This window comes from Actinophytocola xanthii (assembly GCF_001921205.1).
Classification (GTDB): Bacteria; Actinomycetota; Actinomycetes; order Mycobacteriales; family Pseudonocardiaceae; genus Actinophytocola; species Actinophytocola xanthii.
Window position 1 is genome coordinate 22,518 of record NZ_MSIE01000036.1, and the last position, 19,884, is coordinate 42,401.

Genomic DNA, 19,884 nt, shown 5'->3' on the forward strand with positions numbered 1-19,884 from the left:
GTCGGCGTTGTCCGTCGACAACGCTACCCGTCCGGGGTTGAAACTTCAGGGGACGTCGGGCTATCTCAACATCGGAATCGACGATGACCCCTGGGTCGTTAGCGTTTCAACCAGTTTTCGTCCCTATCGTGACCTGCGCTGCCAGGCGTCTGGTTGCAGCTTGTGGGGTTCTTTCTCACCGTTGAGGAGCAATCGGCCACGCTCTGTAACTATAATCCCGTCGACATGGACGCCGCGCCCGGTGTACCGGGTGTTGGTGACGAAGTGCCAGCGCAGCGTGATCTCCGCAGCGTGCGGCACGTGTGCACGCACCTGCCACCACGCTCGGTGGCCCGATCCGGAGAGGGAAACCACCTCGCCGTCGGGGGCGCCACGTCCCGAAACTCTCAGCGGGACGGGGGTCCAGGTGGTGCCGTCGACACTCGCCTCGAGCGTAAGCGGGTCCGTTATCTCAGAGTCCACAAAGGCATTGAACTTCACCTCAACGTGGCCGCGTGGTTGCAGTGAGACAGTGGTGAGAGTGGACTGAGACGCGTCTCCGATTCCCGAGTACCACGAGTCGCGGCCGTGCTGGGGTCGGACGGCCAGTGCCTTCGCCAGCCCGGTCCCCAGCGTCTCGCGCGCGAGGTTGATCGAGCCCCAGCCCCGGCTGGGGTGCACCCGGTTGGTGAGCAGGATCGCGAAGGACCGGGAGGAGAGGTCGATGACCAGGTCCGTCCCGGTGAACCCGGTGTGGCCGGCCGTGCGCGGGCCGGCGAGCGCACCCATGAACCAGAGCTGGTTGAGCTCGAACCCGTAGCCGTGGGGGTTGGCCGGGAACGCCTCGTTGTGGTTCTCGAGCATCAGCGCCAACGTCTCGGGACGCAGAATCCTGGCTCCCCGGTAGCTGCCGCCGTTGAGGATGGTCTGCGCCAGGATGGCCAGGTCGTCGGCGGTGGAGAAGATGCCGGCGTGCCCCGCGACCCCGCCGAGCGACCAGGCGTTCTCGTCGTGCACCGAGCCGCGCACCATCCCGCGCGGTGGCGCGGTCTGGAACTCGGTGGCCGCGATCCGGTCCAGCTTCGAGGCCGGCGGGTTGTAGCCGGTGTCGACCATGCGCAGCGGCCTGGTGATCCGGTCGGCGACCACCTCGTCCAGCCGCTCCCCGGTCAGCCGCTCGACCAGGACGCCGAGCGTGATCAGGTTGAGGTCGGAGTACTCGTAGTTCGTGCCGGGCGTGGTCCGCGGTGCGATGTCCATCACCGCCTGGATACGCGACGGGATGTCCGGGTAGCGCGACCAGAGCGGGATCCAGGACACCAGCCCGGAGGTGTGGGTGAGCAGTTGGGCGACGGTGATCGACTCCTTGCCGTTCACCCCGAACTCCGGCAGGTAGGTCGACACCGGCGCCTCGAGGTCCACCTGGCCGGCCTCGACCAGCTGCATCACCACGAGCGAGGTGAACAGCTTGGACACCGAGGCCATGTCGAAGATGGTGTTGCGGCGCATCGGCACCTTCTCCGCGTCCGGCAGCTCGGTGCCGGCAGCGTCGGCGTAGCGCACCGCGTAGCCGCTGGTGGAACGGCTCACCACCGCGCCGTCGTGGGCGAGCACGGTCACCGCGCCGGAGTACAGCGGGTGGTCCTTGACCAGCGGGTCGGGATGCGTCCTCGTCCACTCGTCGATCTTGGTCAGCGCGGCGTCGATCGGTGCCGGGTCGAGCCCGACCCGTCCCGGCGGAGCGTCCCGTAACACGGTCCGCGGTGAGGCGAACGCGGGCTGTGGGCGGTCGAACCTGCCCTCGGCGTCGCGGCCGTGCGACGCCGTTCCCGCCGCCGCGCCCGCAGCCGTGGTGATGGTGGCGAGCACGGCGACCAACGCGCCGAGGACCCGACCGGAAAGGACACTTCGCCTGGACATGGTCACCTCGGGGTAGTCACCGGTAGATGAGGTACCGCTCCCGCTTCGCGTTGAAGGCCGCGAGCTCCGACCGCCAGGCGCCGATCACCTCGTCGACACCGGCGCCGGCGTCGATCATCTTGCGCAGCCGGTCCGAGCCGGACAGCTTGTCGATGAAGTTGTCCGGCCGCCAGGCGAACACGTCGGGATGGGTCCGCTTCGCGGCGACGAGCATCGTGATCGCGGTCCGGATCGCCTGGAAGCGGTACGGGTCGGTGATGTGCACCTGCACGCCACCGCAGGTCTGGCCGACCCACTTGTGGAAGGTGGGGACGAAGTACTGCTCGCGCAGCCGCACCCCGGGCAGCCCGGCCTCGTTCACGGCCTCGGCCCACCGCCAGTCGACGCCCGGGGCCCCGATGATCTCGAACGGCCGCGTCGTGCCCCGTCCCTCGGAGAACACCGTGCCCTCGAACAGGCAGGTGCCCGGGTAGGCCAACGCCGTCTCCGGCGTCGGCACGTTGGGGCTGGGCAGCACCCAGTGCAGACCCGTGTCGAGGAACAGCTGGTCGCGGCGCCAGTTGCGGACCTTGACGATCTCCAGGCTGCGCAGCCGTCCGCCGGCGTCGGTCGGCAGGAACTCCGCGTCGTAGAACCGGGCCGCCTCGCCCACGGTCATGCCGTGCTGCTGGGCGATCGGCTTGCGGCCGACACCCGAGGCGTAGGCCGGGTCCAGCAGCGGGCCGTACGCGCGGCCCCCGATCGGGTTGGGCCGGTCGAGCACGACGAAGTCGATGTTGGTGGCCACCGCCGCCTGCATCGCGTAGTACAGGCTCCAGATGTAGGTGTAGAAGCGCGCCCCGATGTCGGCGATGTCGAAGACCAGCATGTCGATGCCGGCCTTGCGGAACTGGTCGGCGATCTTGGGGATCGGGGCGAGGTAGGTGTCGTAGACCGGGATCTGGGTGCGCGGGTCGAGGTAGTCGCCCTCGGAGCCGCCGGCCTGGGCCGTTCCGCGGAAGCCGTGTTCCGGCCCGAAGACCGCGGTCGGGGGAACGCCGGCGGCCACCATCGAGTCGACGATGTGGATCTGGTTCTGGAGCACGCCGGTGGGGTTGGTCATCACTCCCACCTTGCGGCCGCGGAACCGCCGCCAGCCGTCGGCGGCGAGCTGGTCGGACGCCGGGATCACCCGGCGCTCGTGCCAGCCGGTCCTGGTGGCGTCCGCCCCCGCAGTGGCGGAGGAGGCCACCGTGAGCGCCGGCGCGGCCAGCGCGGAGGTGGTCAGGAAACGGCGACGGTCCATGCTCACCACGTCAATCCGGTGTCGTACGGGTACAGGACGGTGTTCGGGTCGCCGCCGACCGGGATGTCGACGGGGAGCTTGCCGGTGGGGGAGCGCTCGCCGAGCAGGACCTTGGTCAGGGCCTCCATGGCGTTGGCCCGCCAGCCGTAGGTCGCCACCCAGGTGGGCGCGTCGACGAAACCGGCGTCGTAGGGGATCTGGGAGGCCACCGCCACGACCGGCTTGCCGGTGGCCAGCAGCGCGTTGACCAGCGCCCGTTGCTGGGGCCGGCCGCTCAGGTTGTTGGTCAGCACGACCACCAGGTCCGATCCGCGGGCCGCCGTGACGGCCTGGTCGATCGTGGCCTGGGTGGGGCTGGTGCCGGTGGGCAGCGGGGTCGCCGTGGCGCCGCGCCTGCCGATGGCCTGGGCCAGCCACTCGGGGCTGCGGTGGGTGAGGCCGGTCGTGGCGTCGCCGATTCCGGTGACCAGGACGCGGCCGGGGTTGCCGCTGATCGGCAGCAGGCCGGCGTCGTTGCGCACCACGGTCGTCGTGCGGTCGGTGACAGCCTGGATCGCGGCGACGTTGGCGGGCGTCCCGACCTTCTGGTCGACCTTGCGCTCGTCGACGAGGGGGTGGGTGAGGATGCCGCGCTTGAGCTTGAGCAGCAGGATCCGCAGCAGGCTCTGGTCGATGCGCCGTTCGGTGAGGCGCCCGCTCTCCACGGCCTGCCGGACGGCGTTGAGCGCCAGCGGCAGGTCCGGCGGCATGAGCAGCTGGTCCACCCCGGCCTCCAGTGCCATCACCGGGATCTCCTCGGCCGGGAACACGTTCGCGCCGCTCATCCCGAGGGAGTCGGTGACGATGACGCCCCGGTAGCCGAGCTCCTGACGCAGCAGGCCGGTCATGATCGGCTTGGAGAGGGTGGCCGGGACACCCGTCGGGTCGAGGCTGGGCACCTGGATGTGCGCGGTCATGATCGAGTCGATGCCGGCGTCGATCGCGGCCTGGAACGGCGGCAGGTCGATCGCGCGCCACTCGGCCTCGGTGCGTCCGATGTTCGGCAGACCGGTGTGGCTGTCGGTCGCGGCGTCGCCGTGGCCCGGGAAGTGCTTCGCCGAGGACGAGACGGTCTCCGGGATGCGGCCGCCCTCCTGGTAGCCCTCGACTTCGGCAGCGACCATGTCGCTGGTCAGCTCGGGGCGGGAGGAGAAGGAACGGGCGCCGATGACCGGGTTGGCCGGGTTGGAGTTGACGTCCGCGACCGGGGCGAAGTTCTGGTTGATGCCCATCGCCCGCAGCTCACGGCCGTTGATCTTGGCGACGGTCCGGGCGTCGGCCGTGCTGCGTCCGGCGCCCACGGCCATGCTGGCCGGGAACTCGGTGGCGGGTGACTCGAGCCGGGTGACGTTGCCGCCCTCCTGGTCGATCGCGACGATCAGCGGGAGGTGGGTGTTGTGCCTGATCGCGGCGCGCTGAAGGCCGTTGGAGAAGGCCGCCACCTGACGTGGGTTGTCCACGTTGTCGGTACCGCTGTTGTTGAAGTAGATGACGCCGCCGACACCGAACTTCTCGATGACCTGGGCAGGGGTGTCCACCCCGTACTCGGCCTGGTTGGTCGGGTGCGCCTCGTCGGCCGCCTTGCCCCAGACGGACACGACGAACAGCTGGGCGATCTTCTGCTCGAGCGACATGCCGCGCAGCTGGGTGCGGGCCTGGGCGAGCGCGAGCGCCTCGGGGTCGGCCTGGGCGGGGTTGGCCCGGGGTGAGCCGGCGAGCGGGTTGGCGGGGGAGAAGCCGCTAACCACGGCCGTACCGGCGGTCACGGCGATCGCCACGGCGAGGAGGCGACGGGCGGAGGAACGGGACATGAGCACTACGGCCTCCCTGGCGGGCCAGCAGGACCACTACGTAACCTCTTAACCGACTGTTCGTAGCAACCGGTAAGTTACCCACACCAGGTAGTGCGGGGCAATCACGCGTTCGGCCCAAACAACCTAGCCGCTGGGAGCGCGTATCGGCTCGCCAAGAACGGGAGCACGCGCGGAGACCTGGGCACATGAACTGGGCGATCCCAGTCCACGGAAAACGTGGACGGGATCGCCCAATCGCCCAGCACGAGACGCTCGGGTTACCAAGCGTGCAACAGTGTCGTACCTACCTGGCCTCGGCGTCCGGCGTCCCGGTACGCAGTCCCTTGACGACATGCCTCCCGCGGCTGGCTGCGCGTGGGTGCCCGGTGTCTCGTGCACGGAGCCCCATACGGGGTGACCAGAACTTCTCTTCCGCTCCGGCCCTGGCCGGTGAGGGTCCGCATCTCCTTTGTACCGAGTGATGGAGGTCACTTCAAGACCTCATAAGGGTGCACCGTTACAGAGACCGGAAGGTGTCGACGAGTACATCTAGTGAGAGTACGCTGGAGCTTCTTTCCGCAGGTCAGAGCGCAGTTTCGGAATGGTTGGGGTACCGCCACACGAGTGAAGTGTCACCTCTTCCGCCGGCGGTGGATGCCATACCAGGTGGCCCCCGCCGTCGCGATCGCTCCGATCCCGATCGCGGTGACCGCGACGGCCGTTCCCGGCCTGCCGTGGAAGCGTGAACGCAGCGAGACGGGCTTGGTGAACTCGAGGATCGGCCACCCGCGTTCGAGGGCGAGTGCCCGCAACCCCCGATCCGGGTTGACCACGGTCGGGTGCCCCACCGCCTCCAGCATGGGAAGGTCGGTGATCGAGTCGGAGTAGGCGTGGCTGGCGGCGAGGTCGTACCCCTCCTCCGCGGCGAGCTCCTTGATGGCGGTGGCCTTGTTCTGGCCGTAGCAGTAGAACTCGATCTCGCCCGTGTACCGCCCGTTCACCGCGACCATGCGGGTGCCCATGGCCCGGGTGGCCCCCACCATCGCCGAGATGGGCGAGACGATCTCGTCCCCGGACGCGGACACCACGACGACGTCGCGTCCCTCGGCGGTGTGGTCGGCGATCAGCTCCGCGGCCTCGGCGTAGACGAGCGGGTCGACGATGTCGTGCAGCGTCTCCTCGACGACGGCTCGCACCTGCTGCACGTCCCAGCCGGTGCAGAGGGCGGTCAGGTGCGCCCGCATCCGTTCGACCTGGTCCGCGTCCGCCCCTGAGGCGGCGAACACGAACTGGGCGTAGGCCCCCTTGAGAGCGGCTCGCCGATTGATCAACCCGTTGCGGAGGAAGGGGCGACTGAACGCCAACGTGCTCGACTTGGCGATGACCGTCTTGTCCAGGTCGAAGAATGCCGCCGCCCGCTGCGGTTCTGGTGGTTCGGCGCGCTTCGTCACGGTCGCCAGCATAGGAGCGTGGACGCTCCGGGCCGGGCAACCGCCGTCGCGCCAGGGGCAAACGCGCCGGTGAGAGCAAGTTGCGAACACAGTCCGGAGCCAAGGGGCTACAGTAGTGAGGCTCAGCCTTGCTGAGCGGTTCAGCCCGACCCCCCGGGGCTGAACCTCGACGACCCCCGTCCCTCCCCCCTGGCGGGGGTCGTCCACTATCTCCCCCTCTTCGGCTGCTGAGCCATTTCGGGAGCCCTTCGCCATGCGCGCTCGCCTGCCTGTTCCTGCCCGCTGGCGCACCCAGCTTGCTCTGGTCCCCAGGCTCACTTATCCACAACTGCTCCAGCCATCCACATGTTGATCTTCCCCCGTTGAGCCGGCCCCCGCACAGGTCGATCGTGGTCAGCAAGGCCAGCAACCGCCTGGCCCACACGCGATCGGGGGAGTCAGGTGGATCAGAACCGCCCATTGGCCTTCGTGGAACACGAAGACCTGCTCGACGACGTACTCAAACTCGCCGCCGCCGCCGGCTGCGACCTCGAATGCGTCCCGGACATCGCCGCTACCCGTTCCAGCTGGGCCACGGCCACTGCCGTCATCCTCGACGCCTCCACAGCCGCCCAGTGCGCCCAAGCCGCCTTACCCCGCCGCGACGCCGTGTTCCTGGTCTCCACCGACCCGGCTCCCCGAACCCTCTGGGAACGAGCGGTGGAAATCGGCGCCGAACGCGTCCTCGAGCTCCCCGGTGCCGAACCCTGGCTGGTCAACGCCCTCGCCGACGCCACCGACGCCCCGGCCCTCACCACCGGCCGAGCCGTGGCCGTACTCGGCGGCCGAGGCGGCGCCGGAGCGTCGGTCTTCGCCGCAGCCCTCGGCCTGACGGCGATACGCACCGGCCAGCACGCCCTCCTCATCGACTGCGACCCCTTGGGCGGTGGGCTCGACCTCGTCCTCGGCGCGGAGCTCGAACAGGGCCTGCGCTGGCCCGACATGCAGCTGAGAGCCGGCCGGGTAGCCGCGTCCTCCCTGCACGAGGCGCTTCCCACGCGCACCCGCGGAAACGCACGGCTGACCCTGCTGTCCGGCGCCAGGCAAGGCGCGTCTCCCGCCCCCGACGCCGTCGCAGCCGTACTGGAAGCCGGCCGTAGAGCAGGCGAAACGGTGATCTGCGACCTCCCGCGCACCCTCGGCCCCAGCGCCCAGGCCGCCCTGACCCGAGCCGACCTGACGGTCGTGGTCGTCCCGGCGAGGTACGGGCGTGCGCCTCGGCCCGTCTCCTCGCCGATCACCTGGCCGAGCTGGGTGTCACCCCCCAACTCGTCGTCCGCGGCCCCGCCCCTGGCGGCCTCACCCCGACCGAGGTCTCCCGAGCCACCGGGCTCCCCGTCCTCACCGCCATGCGCCCCGAACCCAACCTCCCCCAAACCCTCGACCGCGGCCACTTCTCGCCCCGCCCCAAAAGCCCTCTCTCCAAAGCCGCCCGCACCGCCCTCACCGCACTGGCCGCCCACACCCCCCGCCCCATCAGACCCCAACGAGCCACGCCATGACCGCCCTGACCAGGCGTGACATGGCAACTCTGACCGCTGACCGCTTAGCCAGGAGGCCTTCTGCGGTCGCGGCGGCTCCACTGCTCACGCGCCCTGCCCCACGCGCCCGTGCGAGGTGCGTCATGAGCGCCCCAACCAACCGAACTCCCCATCCCAGAAAGCCCTCTCCGAGCGGCGCATGCCTCGATCGTCCCCGGCTCCCCGCCGGCTCCCACCTCAGTCCCAGCCCGTCCGATCCCTGAGAGCCCAGCCATGACCGACCTCATCGACCTGGCCGCCCACCGGCCGAAAGCGTCGCCCTGCCCGCTCTCACACGCCCCGTGCCCACACGTCGTCGTCCCCGAGCCCCAAGGTCTCGCCGCCGTCATCGACCTGGCCGAGCGCCGCCGAACAAGCCGCCTGACCGCCGGCCCCACGCCCACCCGCCCCCGCGCGGACACACCATGCCCGTTCGCGCCCCTGTGCTGGCTCCGCCCGGCCACCTGGCGCTGCCCCCTCGTCCCAGCCCACCCGTGCCCGTCCTGCACCGGCCCCGCCGCCTGACTGGCCACACCTCGAACCAACCGCCACAGGAGAACGGCATGAACCACACCACCGACCTCGTCGACCGCGTCCGCGGCCGCCTGGCCAGCACCGCCACCGTCATCACCCCCGCCGTCGTGGCGCGCGCCGTCCGCGAGGAGGCCGGCGGCGTCGTCGGTGACGCCGACGTGCTCAGCGCACTTCGCCTGATGCGCCAGGAGTTCGTCGGTGCCGGTCTCCTGGATCCATTGCTGCGCACGGACGAGGTCACCGACATCCTGGTCACCGCCCCCGACCAGGTCTGGCTGGACGGCCCCGGCGGTCTCCGTCGCACCGACGTCACCTTTCCCGACGAGGACTCCGTCCGCCGCCTCGCCCAGCGCCTCGCTCTCGCCTGCGGCCGAAGACTCGACGACGCCCAGCCGTTCGTCGATGCCTGGCTACCGGTCACCGCTCAAGGCCGGGTGCGACTCCACGCCGTCCTCCCACCCGTCGCAGCCGACGGCACCTGCCTGTCCCTACGCGTGCTGCGCCGCGCCGGCCACGACCTCGACGCACTCCGCCGCCTCGGCACCTTCGACCAGCCAACCCAACGCGTGCTCGAAGCCCTGGTCGCCGCACGCCTCGCCTTCGTCGTCACGGGCGGCACAGGCGCGGGCAAGACCTCTCTGCTCAGCGCCCTCCTGGCCGCGGTCGACCCTCGGGAGCGCATCGTCTCCATCGAGGACGCCGGCGAGCTCGCGCCGCGTCACCCCCAGTTCGTCCGCCTCATCGCCCGCCCCCCGAACATCGAGGGCGCCGGCGAGGTGACCCTCGCCGACCTCGTCCGCCAGGGGCTGCGCATGCGCCCGGACCGCCTCGTGGTCGGCGAGGTGCGCGGTGCCGAGGTGTGCGATCTCCTCACCGCCCTCAACACCGGTCACGACGGCGGCGCCGGCACCGTCCACGCCAACTCCCCGGCCGAGCTGCCCGCCCGCATGGAGGCACTGGCCGCCCTCGGCGGACTCTCCCGCGCCGCACTGCACAGCCAGCTCGCCGCCGCGTTCCAGGTCGTCCTGCACATGCACCGCCGCCCCGACGGCACCCGCCGCCTGGCCCAGATCGGCGTCCTCAACCGCACGCGAACAGGAGTCCACGTAACCCCCACCTGGCACGACGGCGACGACAACCCGAGCTCCGCCCTCAACACCATGCTCAGTCCGAGGGCGTGACGGACATGCTGACCGCCGCTCTCCTCGCCCTGGCCGCGCTGACCTGGCCACCCGGACAACCCGCCCGCCGACTGCGCGCCCTGCACTTCGCCCGCCACCCCACCCGTTCCTGGCGCCCACCCCGCCTGAGCCTCATCACCTCGATCTGCCTGGCCGTCCCCACAGGCTGGCTGGCGGCGGACCTCCCCGGAGCCGCCGCGGCGGCACTACTGGCCACCACCCTCCACCGCCGGTGGCGGGCCAGAACCGACCTCCGCCGCTCCCTCGCAGCCACAGACGGTCTGACGGAAGCACTCCGCTCCCTGGTAGCCGCCCTACGCGCCGGCGCCCACCCCGCCCACGCCGCCGAAACGGCAGCCGCCGACGCTCACCCCGCAGCCGCCGCCTCCATGCGGGCCATCTCCGCCACGGCCCGCTTGGACGGCGACATTCATCGAGCCCTGTCCATGACGGAGTCACCTACCCCCACGGTCCTGGCGCGGATAGCCCAAGCCTGGTCACTGGCCCAGCGCCACGGCCTCCCCCTGGCCGACATTCTCGCCGCCACGGTCCGGGACCTCGAACAACGCCAACGCTTCACCAGACAGGTCACGGCCAGAATGGCCGGCCCCCGAGCCAGCGCCACCGTCCTGGCCCTACTCCCACTTCTCGGCATCACAATGGGCGAAGCCGTGGGAGCCCACCCCATCCACGTCCTGACCACAACGGCCGTCGGTCAAGCCCTGCTCCTGGCAGGCGTAGCCCTCCAGTGCGCCGGCACGACCTGGTGCGCCCGCCTCACCTCCCAAGCCATCTCCCCATGACACCCGACCAACCTCGCCGCTTCCAACCGCACGCGAAGAAAGGCGGACCCTGCCCACGAGCCCATCACGCTCGCCACCCCCGCCGGCCCGCACGCCCCAAAGCGCTGATGCCGAGCCAGCCCTCACGCCTCTAGCCCTGATGGCCTCACCCCTGATGGCCTCACCCCTGATGGCCTCACCCCTGATGGCCGCACCCCTGATGGGCCTCAGCCCTGATGGGCCCCCGGCCCCTGGCACCCCCGCGAACCCTGAAGGTCCACCGGGCCCTGGCACCTCCGCCAACGCGCACGCCCCCACGAGCGCGCTGATGCCGAACAGCCCTCACGCTCCCAGCCTTTCGCCTCCAGCCTTTCGCCTTCAGCCCTGAGGTCCCCACCCCACACGGCGCCGGCCCTTCACCTCAAGCCCCGACGTCTCCAGCCCGCACTCCCCACCGGCCCTGCCCAATCACAAGCACCCGGAGCGCCCTCATGAACTCCACCAGCACCGCACTCCTGCTCCTCGCCACCACTCCACTGCTCTGGTCCCGCGCCCGCACCGCCAGCACCCGCCTCGCCACGCTCACCGGCACCCGCCGCCCCCGTTCCCTCAACCCCACCCTCACCCGAGCCGCCCTCGCAGCCTCGCTCGGACTACTAGCCGCCGTCACCACCGGCTGGCCACTCGCCCCGCTCGTCGGCCCCGCCGTCGCCGCCGGCGCCTGGTGGCTCACCAACCGGCTCACCCGCACCCGCGACCCCACCCCGGACCCGTTGACGCTCGCCGCCGCCTGGGACCTCCTCGCCGCCTGCCTCCGCGCCGGGCTCCCCGTTGCGACGGCAGTCGCCGCCGTCGTTGGCGGTCTCCCACCCGAGGTCGCCCAGGCCCTACGTGCCACGGCCGACCGGCTGGCGATGGGCGCCGACCCGGTCGACGCCTGGGCCCCCGCACTGGCCTGCCCGCCCACAGCACCGCTCGCCCGCGCCGCCCGGCACACCGCCCGCTCCGGCGCCGCCCTGGCCGACGTCGTCGCCACGCTCGCCACGACCGTCCGGGACGGGGCAGGAGACACGGCCGAGGCGAGAGCCCAACGCGCCTCGGTCGTCATCGCCGCCCCGCTCGGACTCTGCTTCCTACCCGCGTTCGTCTGCCTCGGCATCGCCCCCGTGATCGCCGGCCTCGCCGACCACCTGTCCCTGTGAAAACCAGACCTACAAGGAGAAACCCATGTTCATCCGACCCCACCGCGAGTTCCTGAGCACCGACGACGGCACCGTCTCCATCGAGTACGCCCTCGCCGCCCTTGCCGCCGCGGCCTTCGCCGTGGCCCTGCTCGCGGTCATCCAGAGCGACACCGTGCTCGAGGGCCTGCAGGGCATCCTCGAGCGCGCCTTCGCGGCGAACTGAGTGCCCGGCATCAGGCGCGGCCGCCGCGCACCCTCGAGCGACCGCGGGACGGTGACCGTCGAGACCGCTGTCGCGTTGGCGGGCTTCGTCACCGTGCTCGCGCTGGCACTCGGCGCGATCTCGGCCGCCGTCGACCAGCTGCGCTGCACCGACGCCGCTCGCGAGGCGGCCCGCCTGACCGCCCGCGGCGACTCGGACGGAGCCGCCGCGGCCGCGCGCCGCATCGCCCCGCGCGGTGCCACTGTCGACATCTCTACAGAAGGAGAGGAGATCCACGTGATCGTCCACGCCGCGCCCGTCGCCGGCCTGGTGCCCGGGCTGCGGGTGCGGGCCGAGGCCTTCGCCATCGGTGAACCCACGCCAGGGTCGCCGCCGTGACCGACGAGCCGACCGAGGGCGACAGGGGAGCGGCGAGCGTATGGGCGGCCGCCGGCATCCTTGCCGTGCTCATCGTGGCCACCGCGGTCGTCTGGGTCGTCGCGGCGACCACCACCCGCCACCGGGCCGAGAGCGCGGCCGACCTCGCGGCGTTGGCCGCCGCCGCTCTCGCGCCCCACGGTGAGCGGTCGGCGTGCGGCAGGGCGCGATGGGTGGTCGAACAGATGCGGGTCGAGCTGCGGTCCTGCCACCTGAAGGGGTGGGACGCCCTCGTCGAGGTCACCGCGGAGCCGTCGGGCCTGTTCGCGACGTTCGGGCCAGCCGCCGCGAGGGCCAGGGCCGGGCCGGTTGAACGACCGGCGGACACGAGGCGAACGGTCGTCCCCACACGGTAAACGGCGTTGCCCGGACGGCGAGTGCCGCGATGACCGGCGGATCGCGCTTCAGCCGGCCGCTCTTGGTTATTCGTTCACCGTGTCACAACGACCAGTTGTCGACTAAAAGTTTCGGCGGACGGGGGGTCTGCCGTTAAGTGAGACGCAGAGCACCTGGTGATCACCAAGTTGCTCGATCCACAAGGAGGCATGTACCCGAATGTTGGACATGGAATGGTCGGATAGCTGGCGCGGGGCCTTCCGCGTCGAGCTGCGGGCCCAGGCCATCGGCCTCGCCTGGCGCGGCTGGCCGGTGCTTCCGGGCACCTATCCGGCAGGCTCGCAGTGGGCGGGCCGCGAGGGCACCGAGAACACCGGTCCGCACCCCGTCCACGAGGACTGGCAGGAGCGCATCGGTACCAAGCCGGAGCAGGTCGCCTCCTGGTGGAGCGGCCGCCCCTACAGCGTTCTGCTCGCCACCGGCGTCAGCCTCGACGCCATCGAGGTTCCCGGCGACCTCGGCCGCGGCACCGCCCGCGAGCTGCGCTCCGTCGGCCTCCCCGTGCCGATCATCGCGACCCCGGACGACCGCTGGACGTTCCTGGTCGGCGCCGGGCAGCCGCTGGCGCGCTCGCTCGCCGAGCACCCCGAGGTCATCCGGCACGCCGAGGGCAGCTATGTCCCGCTGCCGCCGACGCCGGTCCAGCACGGCGTCGTCCACTGGCGGGTCCGCCCCGAGGTGTGCGGCTGGCAGATGCCGGCCTCCGAGACCGTCCAGGAGGCGCTCCTCGACGCGCTCGCCCGCGGCACCTTCGCCCGGTCGGCCGTCGAGCTGGTCGTAGCGGACTGACTGACCCAGAGCAACTGACGGGATGAGTGGGATGCGCTCAGCTTTACCCGAGTCACAGTCCTCGTCGGGAGCACCCTCCCGGCGGGCGGACGGTGGGCGTGCACCAGCAGACATGCCGCTTCACCGCCGCCACCCCGTTCCCCATCTCGGCGCCGCTCCCGCAATCAGGCGACCGAACCGGGAACGGGCAGCATGCCGGGCGCTTGCCGGAGGAGTTGATCTCCCGCAGCGCGTCCAGCATCCGACCGTCGGCGAGACCTGGCCCCAGGGATGGCCATCGCGCGCGGAGGTATCAGCCTCCCGCCACCTGCGTGCGCGATGGACACCCCGTCGACGATCGGCCGCTGGTAGTGCGCCGACCCAAGCGGTAGCAGACCGCTCCCTCGCGCGCCTGGCGTAGCGCAACGCGCCGGGGCCGCCGGAACCCGCTCCGGCCCCCGGCGCGTTGCCGCACCACACCTCGGCCCTGTCGGCCGAGACCTGTGAAACCGTTGCGTACCAACGAGCAGGCACGAGCCCACGGGACGCATACGCCCAGGTTCAACGAACTGTCCACAGTCGAGCGGTGCTGGGGCACGCGAATCAAGGCAGCCGGTCGCAGAGGTCCGCGATCACCGGACCCAACCTCCACACAGGACCGTTAAGCAGCCGGCTGCTGGGCCGCCACTGCTCCCAGGACCGCGTCGAGCACGGCCACCGCTCCCGCCTTGTTCAACGGCTCGTTCCCGTTGCCGCACTTCGGCGACTGCACGCACGACGGGCATCCCGCCGGACACTCGCACGCCGCGATCGCGTCCCTCGTCGCCGTCAGCCACGGCACCAGCGCGGCATGCCCACGATCGGCGAAACCAGCTCCACCCGGGTGGCCATCGTGGACGAACACGGTCGCCTCCCCGGTGTCGGCGTGTAGAGCTGTCGACACACCGCCGATGTCCCACCGGTCACACGTCGCGAACAGCGGCAGCAGACCGATCGCCGCGTGCTCGGCGGCGTGCAGCGCGCCGGGCACCTCCGACTTCGCCAGCCCCGCCTCGGCCAGCGACGACGCGCTCAGCGTGTACCACACCGCCCGCGTGGTCAACGTCTGCTCCGGCAGGTCCAGCGGAACCTGGTCCAGCACCTCCCCGCTCGGCAGCCGACGCAGGTAGCCGACCACATGGGACGTCACCGCGACCTCGCCGAGGCACACCGACACTTCCCCGGCGAACTCCCGCCGTGACTCCGTCGACAGCACCGAGATGTCCACGACCTCCCGCGGCTGCGTCGACCACTCCGGATCCTCCCGGTGCACCAGCGCCAGCCCGGACTCCAGATCCAGCTCGTCGACCACATAGGACGTGCCCTGGTGCAGGTACACCGCTCCCGGGTGGACCGTCGTGAACGACGACCCGCCGTCGACGGTCCCCAGCATGCGGCCCGAGTCGCCCTCCACCACCGCGACCTGCTCCCCGCCGGAGCCGCGGATGTCGACACCGGGGTGCGGGCGGTCACGCGACGTCCAGAACCACCCGGTCGGGCGACGGCGCAGCACACCGTCCGACACCAAATCCTCGACCACCCGGCGCACCGCGGCCGGCGGACCGAACGCCGGCAGGCACGCCTCGGTCAGCGGCAGCTCCGCCGCGGCGCACGCCAGCTGGGGCGCCAGCACGTACGGGTTCGACGGGTCGATCACCGTCGCCTCGACCGGCTTGTCCAGCACCGCCGACGGGTTGTGCACGAGGTAGGTGTCCAGCGGGTCGTCGCGGGCCACGAACACGACGAGCGCACTGTCTCCCGCGCGGCCAGCCCGCCCGGCCTGCTGCCAGAACGAGGCCAGCGTGCCCGGGTACCCCGCCACCACCACCGCGTCCAGGCCGGCGATATCGACACCCAGCTCCAGCGCGTTCGTGCTCGCCACCCCGAGCAATGTGCCCTCGACCAGCGCCTTCTCCAGCGCTCGGCGTTCCTCCGGCAGGAACCCGGCCCGGTACGCGGCCACCCGCGCCGGCAGCGACGGGTCCACCTGGGACAGGGCGTGCCGGGCCGACAACGCGGTCAGCTCCGCCCCCCGGCGCGACCGCACGAACGCCAGCGTCCGCGCCCCCTCCACGACCAGGTCGGTCAGGATGCGCGCGGTCTCCGCACCCGCCGACCGGCGTACCGGCGCGCCGTTCTCCCCGGCGAGCTCCGGCAGCAGCGGCGGCTCCCACAACGCCACCGTCCGCGCGCCCTGGGGCGACCGGTCCTCCGTCACCGCCTCGCACGGCACCCCCGACAGCCGGGTCGCCGACCCCGCCGGATCCGACACCGTCGCCGAGGCCAGGACGAACACCGGGTCCGAGCCGTACCGGTTGGCCACCCGCCGCAGCCGGCGCATCAGCAGCGCCACGTGCGAGCCGAACACCCCCCGGTAGCCGTGACACTCGTCGACCACCACATGGGTGAGCCGCCGGAAGAACTGTGCCCACTTCGCGTGCGCCGGCAGGATCCCGCGATGCAGCATGTCCGGATTGGTGAACACCCACCGCGAGTGCGCCCGCACCCAGTCCCGCTCCGCCAGCGGGGTGTCACCGTCGAAGGTCGCCGGGCGCACGTCGGGGTCGCACAGCGCGTTCAGCGCCCGCAGCTGGTCGGCCGCGAGTGCCTTGGTCGGCGACAGGTACAGGGCGGTGGCCCGCGGGTCTGCTGCCAGCCGCGACAGCACCGGCACCTGGTAGGCGAGCGACTTCCCGGACGAGGTGCCGGTGGCGAGCACCACATGCCGCCCGGCCCAGGCGTGCTCGGCGGCCTCCACCTGGTGCGCCCACGGCGCGCTCACCCCACATCGGCCGAACGAGGACCGCAGCGCCTCCGGCACCCACTCGGGCCAGGGCACCGACGTCGCCGGTCGACGGGGTAGCTCGCGCACGTGCCGCAGCGGGTTCTCCCCCGACGGGACACCCGCGAGCACCCGCTCGAGCAAGCGGGCACCACGCTCCGCGGTTGGCTGCCTACCCACGCGACGAGCTTCGCACACGGCACCGACAGCCCCGCGCGGGCGATGCTGGATCGATCCCCTTGATCGATCCCGTAACCGCGCCGGAAAGCGACCGGAATCGCAGATGGCGGGACGGCTCGCGACCGGCGAGAACCCAACCAATAGACTCCGCCGTCGTCCCATCAATACCTGGTGGCGCACCCGTCCCGATCAGGGGCTTTGCCGCGGCCGGGCCAGGCCGCCCGAACGTATGCGCCCATTCAGGCACAAGTAGCTGGAGGACCGATGTCCTGGCAGTACCTAGCGGAGGGCCCGCCGCTGACCGGCGGTGACCGCGGCGTGGTGGTCGTGGTCGCCGTGATCGCCCTCGCTGCCTTGGCCGTTGGCTATGTGCTGCTCAAGGAGGTGCTGGCCGCGGGCCAGGGCACCTCCAGGATGCAGGAGATCGCCAAGGCCGTGCAGGAGGGCGCCGGCGCGTACCTGAAGCGGCAGCGCAACACATTGCTGATCTTCGGCTCGATTGTGTTCGTGCTCCTCTTCTTCCTGCCCGCGGAGGGCTGGGGTGAGCGGATAGGGCGCTCGCTGTTCTTCGTGGTCGGCGCGGTGTTCTCGTTCCTCATCGGCTACCTCGGCATGTGGCTCGCCACCCAGGCGAACCTGCGGGTCGCCGCCGCCTCGCGCGAGCAGGGCGGCCGGGAGATCGCGATGCGGGTCGCGTTCCGCACCGGTGGCGTGGTCGGCATGTCCACCGTCGGCCTCGGGCTGTTCGGTGCCGCGGTCGTCGTGCTGGTCTACGCGGGCGACGCGCCCAAGGTCCTTGAGGGCTTCGGCTTCGGCGCCGCCCTGATCGCCATGTTCATGCGTGTCGGCGGCGGCATCTTCACCAAGGCCGCCGACGTGGGCGCGGACCTGGTCGGCAAGGTCGAGCAGGGCATCCCCGAGGACGACCCCCGCAACGCCGCCACCATCGCCGACAACGTCGGCGACAACGTGGGTGACTGCGCGGGCATGGCCGCGGACCTGTTCGAGTCCTACGCCGTGACGCTCGTCGCCGCGCTGATCCTCGGCTCCACCGCCTTCGGCTCGCAGGGCCTGCTGTTCCCGCTGATCGTGCCGGCACTCGGCGTGATCACCGCGGTGATCGGCGTCTACATCACCCGGGCCAAGACCGGTGAGAGCGGCCTGACGGCGATCAACCGCTCCTTCTACATCTCGGCGCTGATCTCCGCGCTGCTGTGCACGATCGCCGCGTTCGTGTTCCTGCCCACCTCGTTCTCCGAGCTGGACGGGGCGGCCAACACCGGCGAGGCCGGCAGCCCCGCGCTGATCGCGGCGGTCGCGGTGATCATCGGCATCGTGCTGGCCGGCGTCATCCTCTGGCTCACCGGCTACTTCACCGGCACCGACTACAAGCCGGTCAAGGACGTCGGCAAGTCCTCGCTGACCGGTGCGGCGACCGTCATCCTGTCCGGCATCTCGGTCGGCTTCGAGTCCGCGGTCTACACCGCGCTCGTCATCGGCGCGTCCGTGTACGGGGCGTTCCTGCTGTCCGGGTCGCTGTTCGTGGCGCTGTTCGCGATCGCGCTGGCCGGCTGCGGCCTGCTGACCACGGTCGGCGTCATCGTCGCCATGGACACCTTCGGCCCGGTCTCGGACAACGCGCAGGGCATCGCCGAGATGTCCGGCGATGTCGAGGGCGAGGGCGCGGCGATCCTGACCGAGCTGGACGCGGTGGGCAACACCACCAAGGCCATCACGAAGGGCATCGCGATCGCGACGGCGGTGCTCGCCGCCACGGCGCTGTTCGGCTCGTACCTCACCGCGATCACCGAGGCTCTGGCGGAGGCCGCGGCGGACCTGGACCTGACCGACTTCATCGTGTTCAGCCCCGACGTCCTCGTGGGCATCGCGATCGGTGCCTCGGTCGTGTTCATGTTCTCCGGCCTCGCGGTCAACGCCGTCTCCCGTGCCGCGGGCGCGGTGGTGTTCGAGGTGCGCCGCCAGTTCCACGCCAACCCCGGGATCATGGACGGCACCGTCCGCCCCGAGTACGGCCGCGTGGTGGACATCTGCACCCGTGACTCGCTGCGGGAGCTCGCCACGCCGGGTCTGATGGCGGTGCTGGCGCCGATCGCGGTCGGCTTCGGCCTCGGCGTCGGCCCGCTGGCCGGCTACCTCGCCGGCGCGATCGCCACCGGCACGCTGATGGCGGTCTTTTTGGCCAACTCGGGCGGCGCGTGGGACAACGCCAAGAAGCTGGTCGAGGACGGCAACCACGGCGGCAAGGGCTCCGAGGCGCACGCCGCCACGGTCATCGGCGACACGGTCGGCGACCCCTTCAAGGACACCGCCGGCCCGGCCATCAACCCGCTGATCAAGGTGATGAACCTGGTCTCGCTGCTGATCGCCCCGGCGATCGTGACCCTCTCGATCGGCGAGGACGCCAACGCTGCCATCCGCATCACGTTCGCCGTGATCGCGGCCCTGCTGATCGCCGTCGCGATCTTCGTGTCCAAGCGGCGGGGCACGGCGATCGCCGAGAACCCGGCCGACGCGGACAACGCGCCGGTGCCCAACGGGGTGGCCTGACCACCGAGTAGAGCGTGCGGGCCCGCCACGGCACGATCCGTGGCGGGCCCGTTCGTCTGTGTAGTTCCCAAGGATCGAACGCGTGTTCTATCCTTTCTCGGGTGGCGCAGTTGTCGTTCTTCTCCGCGGAGGCGAACCCGCCGACTCGCGGGGACCTCGCGGGGCTGCTGTGCGGGCCGGGTCGGCTGGCCAGGTTCGGCGGCGTCGCGGCGCGGCTCTCGATCGTCGTGGGGGAGACCTGGCGGGGTCGAGCTCTGGTCCGCGCGTTCGGCGAGCGGGGCGTCGACGCCACCCTCTACACGTGCGAGGAGGGTCTGCTGGTCCGCACGGCGTTCCGGGCCGACCTGAGCCCGCTTGCCGCCGCGTGGAGCAAGGGTGAGGACGACAAGACTGCTCCGGACGGGTTGACCCTGGGGGGTGCCGCGCTGAGGCTCTGGGCGCTCGCCGCGGGCGCCTGGACCGATGGCGGCTACCTGCTCGGCCTCGATCCGCTGGCCCCGTGGACGCACGAACCGATCGGTACGGCGGTGGCGCGCTGCGGGCTGCCCTCCGTCCTCTACTGTGGCCAGGACAGCGGCCCCGGCCTGCGGATTTCCGGCCGGCGGCGGCTCGGTCGGCTCGCCGAACTGGTGGGCCGGCCACCGCTCGCGGCGGCCGAAGCGAGCTGGCCCGCGGTATCCCGCGCGCGCCAGCCGGCCTGAGCGTGTGCTAGTCAGGTAATAGGGGGAGTACCGCTCCCGGGAGGGGTGCCGGCAGGCACCTGGGGGTAGGTATCACGAACGGCAACGTGCACACTGTCGAGCT

At 71.4% G+C, this 19,884-nt stretch carries 15 protein-coding genes; 10 read left to right on the plus strand and 5 right to left on the minus strand.

Annotated features, from left to right (window positions below):
* Positions 1 to 123: 123 nt before the first annotated feature.
* From BU204_RS19800 to BU204_RS19815, 4 genes are all read right to left on the minus strand, one after another.
* Entirely contained in the window at positions 124 to 1,899 is a 1,776-nt protein-coding gene (locus tag BU204_RS19800; protein WP_143229605.1) for a serine hydrolase domain-containing protein, read from the minus strand.
* A gap of 16 nt (positions 1,900 to 1,915) precedes the next feature.
* On the minus strand, positions 1,916 to 3,190 hold the full coding sequence (locus BU204_RS19805; protein ID WP_075127219.1) for an exo-beta-N-acetylmuramidase NamZ family protein: 1,275 nt from the start codon (positions 3,188 to 3,190) through the stop codon (positions 1,916 to 1,918).
* Complete coding sequence (locus BU204_RS19810; RefSeq protein WP_075127220.1) at positions 3,187 to 5,034, minus strand: glycoside hydrolase family 3 protein; 1,848 nt, start codon at positions 5,032 to 5,034, stop codon at positions 3,187 to 3,189. The genes BU204_RS19805 and BU204_RS19810 overlap by 4 nt, the downstream gene beginning before the upstream one ends.
* A gap of 614 nt (positions 5,035 to 5,648) precedes the next feature.
* The gene (locus BU204_RS19815) at positions 5,649 to 6,479 is read right to left on the minus strand and encodes an HAD-IB family hydrolase (RefSeq protein WP_075127202.1); all 831 of its coding nucleotides are present in this window, start codon (positions 6,477 to 6,479) and stop codon (positions 5,649 to 5,651) included.
* A 456-nt stretch (positions 6,480 to 6,935) separates the two neighbouring features.
* Here BU204_RS19815 and ssd point away from each other — a divergent pair, with 456 nt between their 5' ends.
* From ssd to BU204_RS19855, 8 genes are all read left to right on the plus strand, one after another.
* Positions 6,936 to 8,027, plus strand: a complete 1,092-nt coding sequence (gene ssd / locus BU204_RS19820) for a septum site-determining protein Ssd (protein ID WP_233160416.1) — start codon at positions 6,936 to 6,938, stop codon at positions 8,025 to 8,027.
* Positions 8,028 to 8,589: 562 nt separating this feature from the next.
* Positions 8,590 to 9,741, plus strand: a complete 1,152-nt coding sequence (locus tag BU204_RS19825) for a TadA family conjugal transfer-associated ATPase (RefSeq protein ID WP_075127203.1) — start codon at positions 8,590 to 8,592, stop codon at positions 9,739 to 9,741.
* Positions 9,742 to 9,746: 5 nt separating this feature from the next.
* Entirely contained in the window at positions 9,747 to 10,544 is a 798-nt protein-coding gene (locus tag BU204_RS19830) for a type II secretion system F family protein (protein ID WP_075127221.1), read from the plus strand.
* A gap of 470 nt (positions 10,545 to 11,014) precedes the next feature.
* A complete protein-coding gene (locus BU204_RS19835) occupies positions 11,015 to 11,725 on the plus strand; it encodes a type II secretion system F family protein (RefSeq protein WP_075127204.1) in 711 nt (236 codons plus the stop codon).
* Between the two features lie 25 nt (positions 11,726 to 11,750).
* A complete protein-coding gene (locus BU204_RS19840) occupies positions 11,751 to 11,930 on the plus strand; it encodes a DUF4244 domain-containing protein (protein ID WP_075127205.1) in 180 nt (59 codons plus the stop codon).
* Between the two features lie 51 nt (positions 11,931 to 11,981).
* On the plus strand, positions 11,982 to 12,308 hold the full coding sequence (locus tag BU204_RS19845; protein ID WP_233160417.1) for a TadE family type IV pilus minor pilin: 327 nt from the start codon (positions 11,982 to 11,984) through the stop codon (positions 12,306 to 12,308).
* Positions 12,305 to 12,703 carry an Rv3654c family TadE-like protein gene (locus BU204_RS19850; RefSeq protein ID WP_075127206.1) on the plus strand — a complete coding sequence of 133 codons (399 nt, stop codon included), beginning with the start codon at positions 12,305 to 12,307 and terminating at the stop codon, positions 12,701 to 12,703. The genes BU204_RS19845 and BU204_RS19850 overlap by 4 nt, the downstream gene beginning before the upstream one ends.
* 208 nt (positions 12,704 to 12,911) lie before the next feature.
* Positions 12,912 to 13,532 carry a bifunctional DNA primase/polymerase gene (locus BU204_RS19855; RefSeq protein ID WP_198942927.1) on the plus strand — a complete coding sequence of 207 codons (621 nt, stop codon included), beginning with the start codon at positions 12,912 to 12,914 and terminating at the stop codon, positions 13,530 to 13,532.
* 640 nt (positions 13,533 to 14,172) lie between these two features.
* Here the strand turns inward: BU204_RS19855 and BU204_RS19860 are convergent.
* Positions 14,173 to 16,512, minus strand: a complete 2,340-nt coding sequence (locus BU204_RS19860) for a DEAD/DEAH box helicase (protein ID WP_075127208.1) — start codon at positions 16,510 to 16,512, stop codon at positions 14,173 to 14,175.
* A 264-nt stretch (positions 16,513 to 16,776) separates the two neighbouring features.
* Here BU204_RS19860 and BU204_RS19865 point away from each other — a divergent pair, with 264 nt between their 5' ends.
* Together BU204_RS19865 and BU204_RS19870 are read left to right on the plus strand one after the other, a co-directional pair.
* Positions 16,777 to 19,080 carry a sodium-translocating pyrophosphatase gene (locus BU204_RS19865; RefSeq protein WP_075127209.1) on the plus strand — a complete coding sequence of 768 codons (2,304 nt, stop codon included), beginning with the start codon at positions 16,777 to 16,779 and terminating at the stop codon, positions 19,078 to 19,080.
* 101 nt (positions 19,081 to 19,181) lie between these two features.
* Positions 19,182 to 19,781 carry a hypothetical protein gene (locus tag BU204_RS19870; RefSeq protein ID WP_075127210.1) on the plus strand — a complete coding sequence of 200 codons (600 nt, stop codon included), beginning with the start codon at positions 19,182 to 19,184 and terminating at the stop codon, positions 19,779 to 19,781.
* Positions 19,782 to 19,884 lie beyond the last annotated feature (103 nt).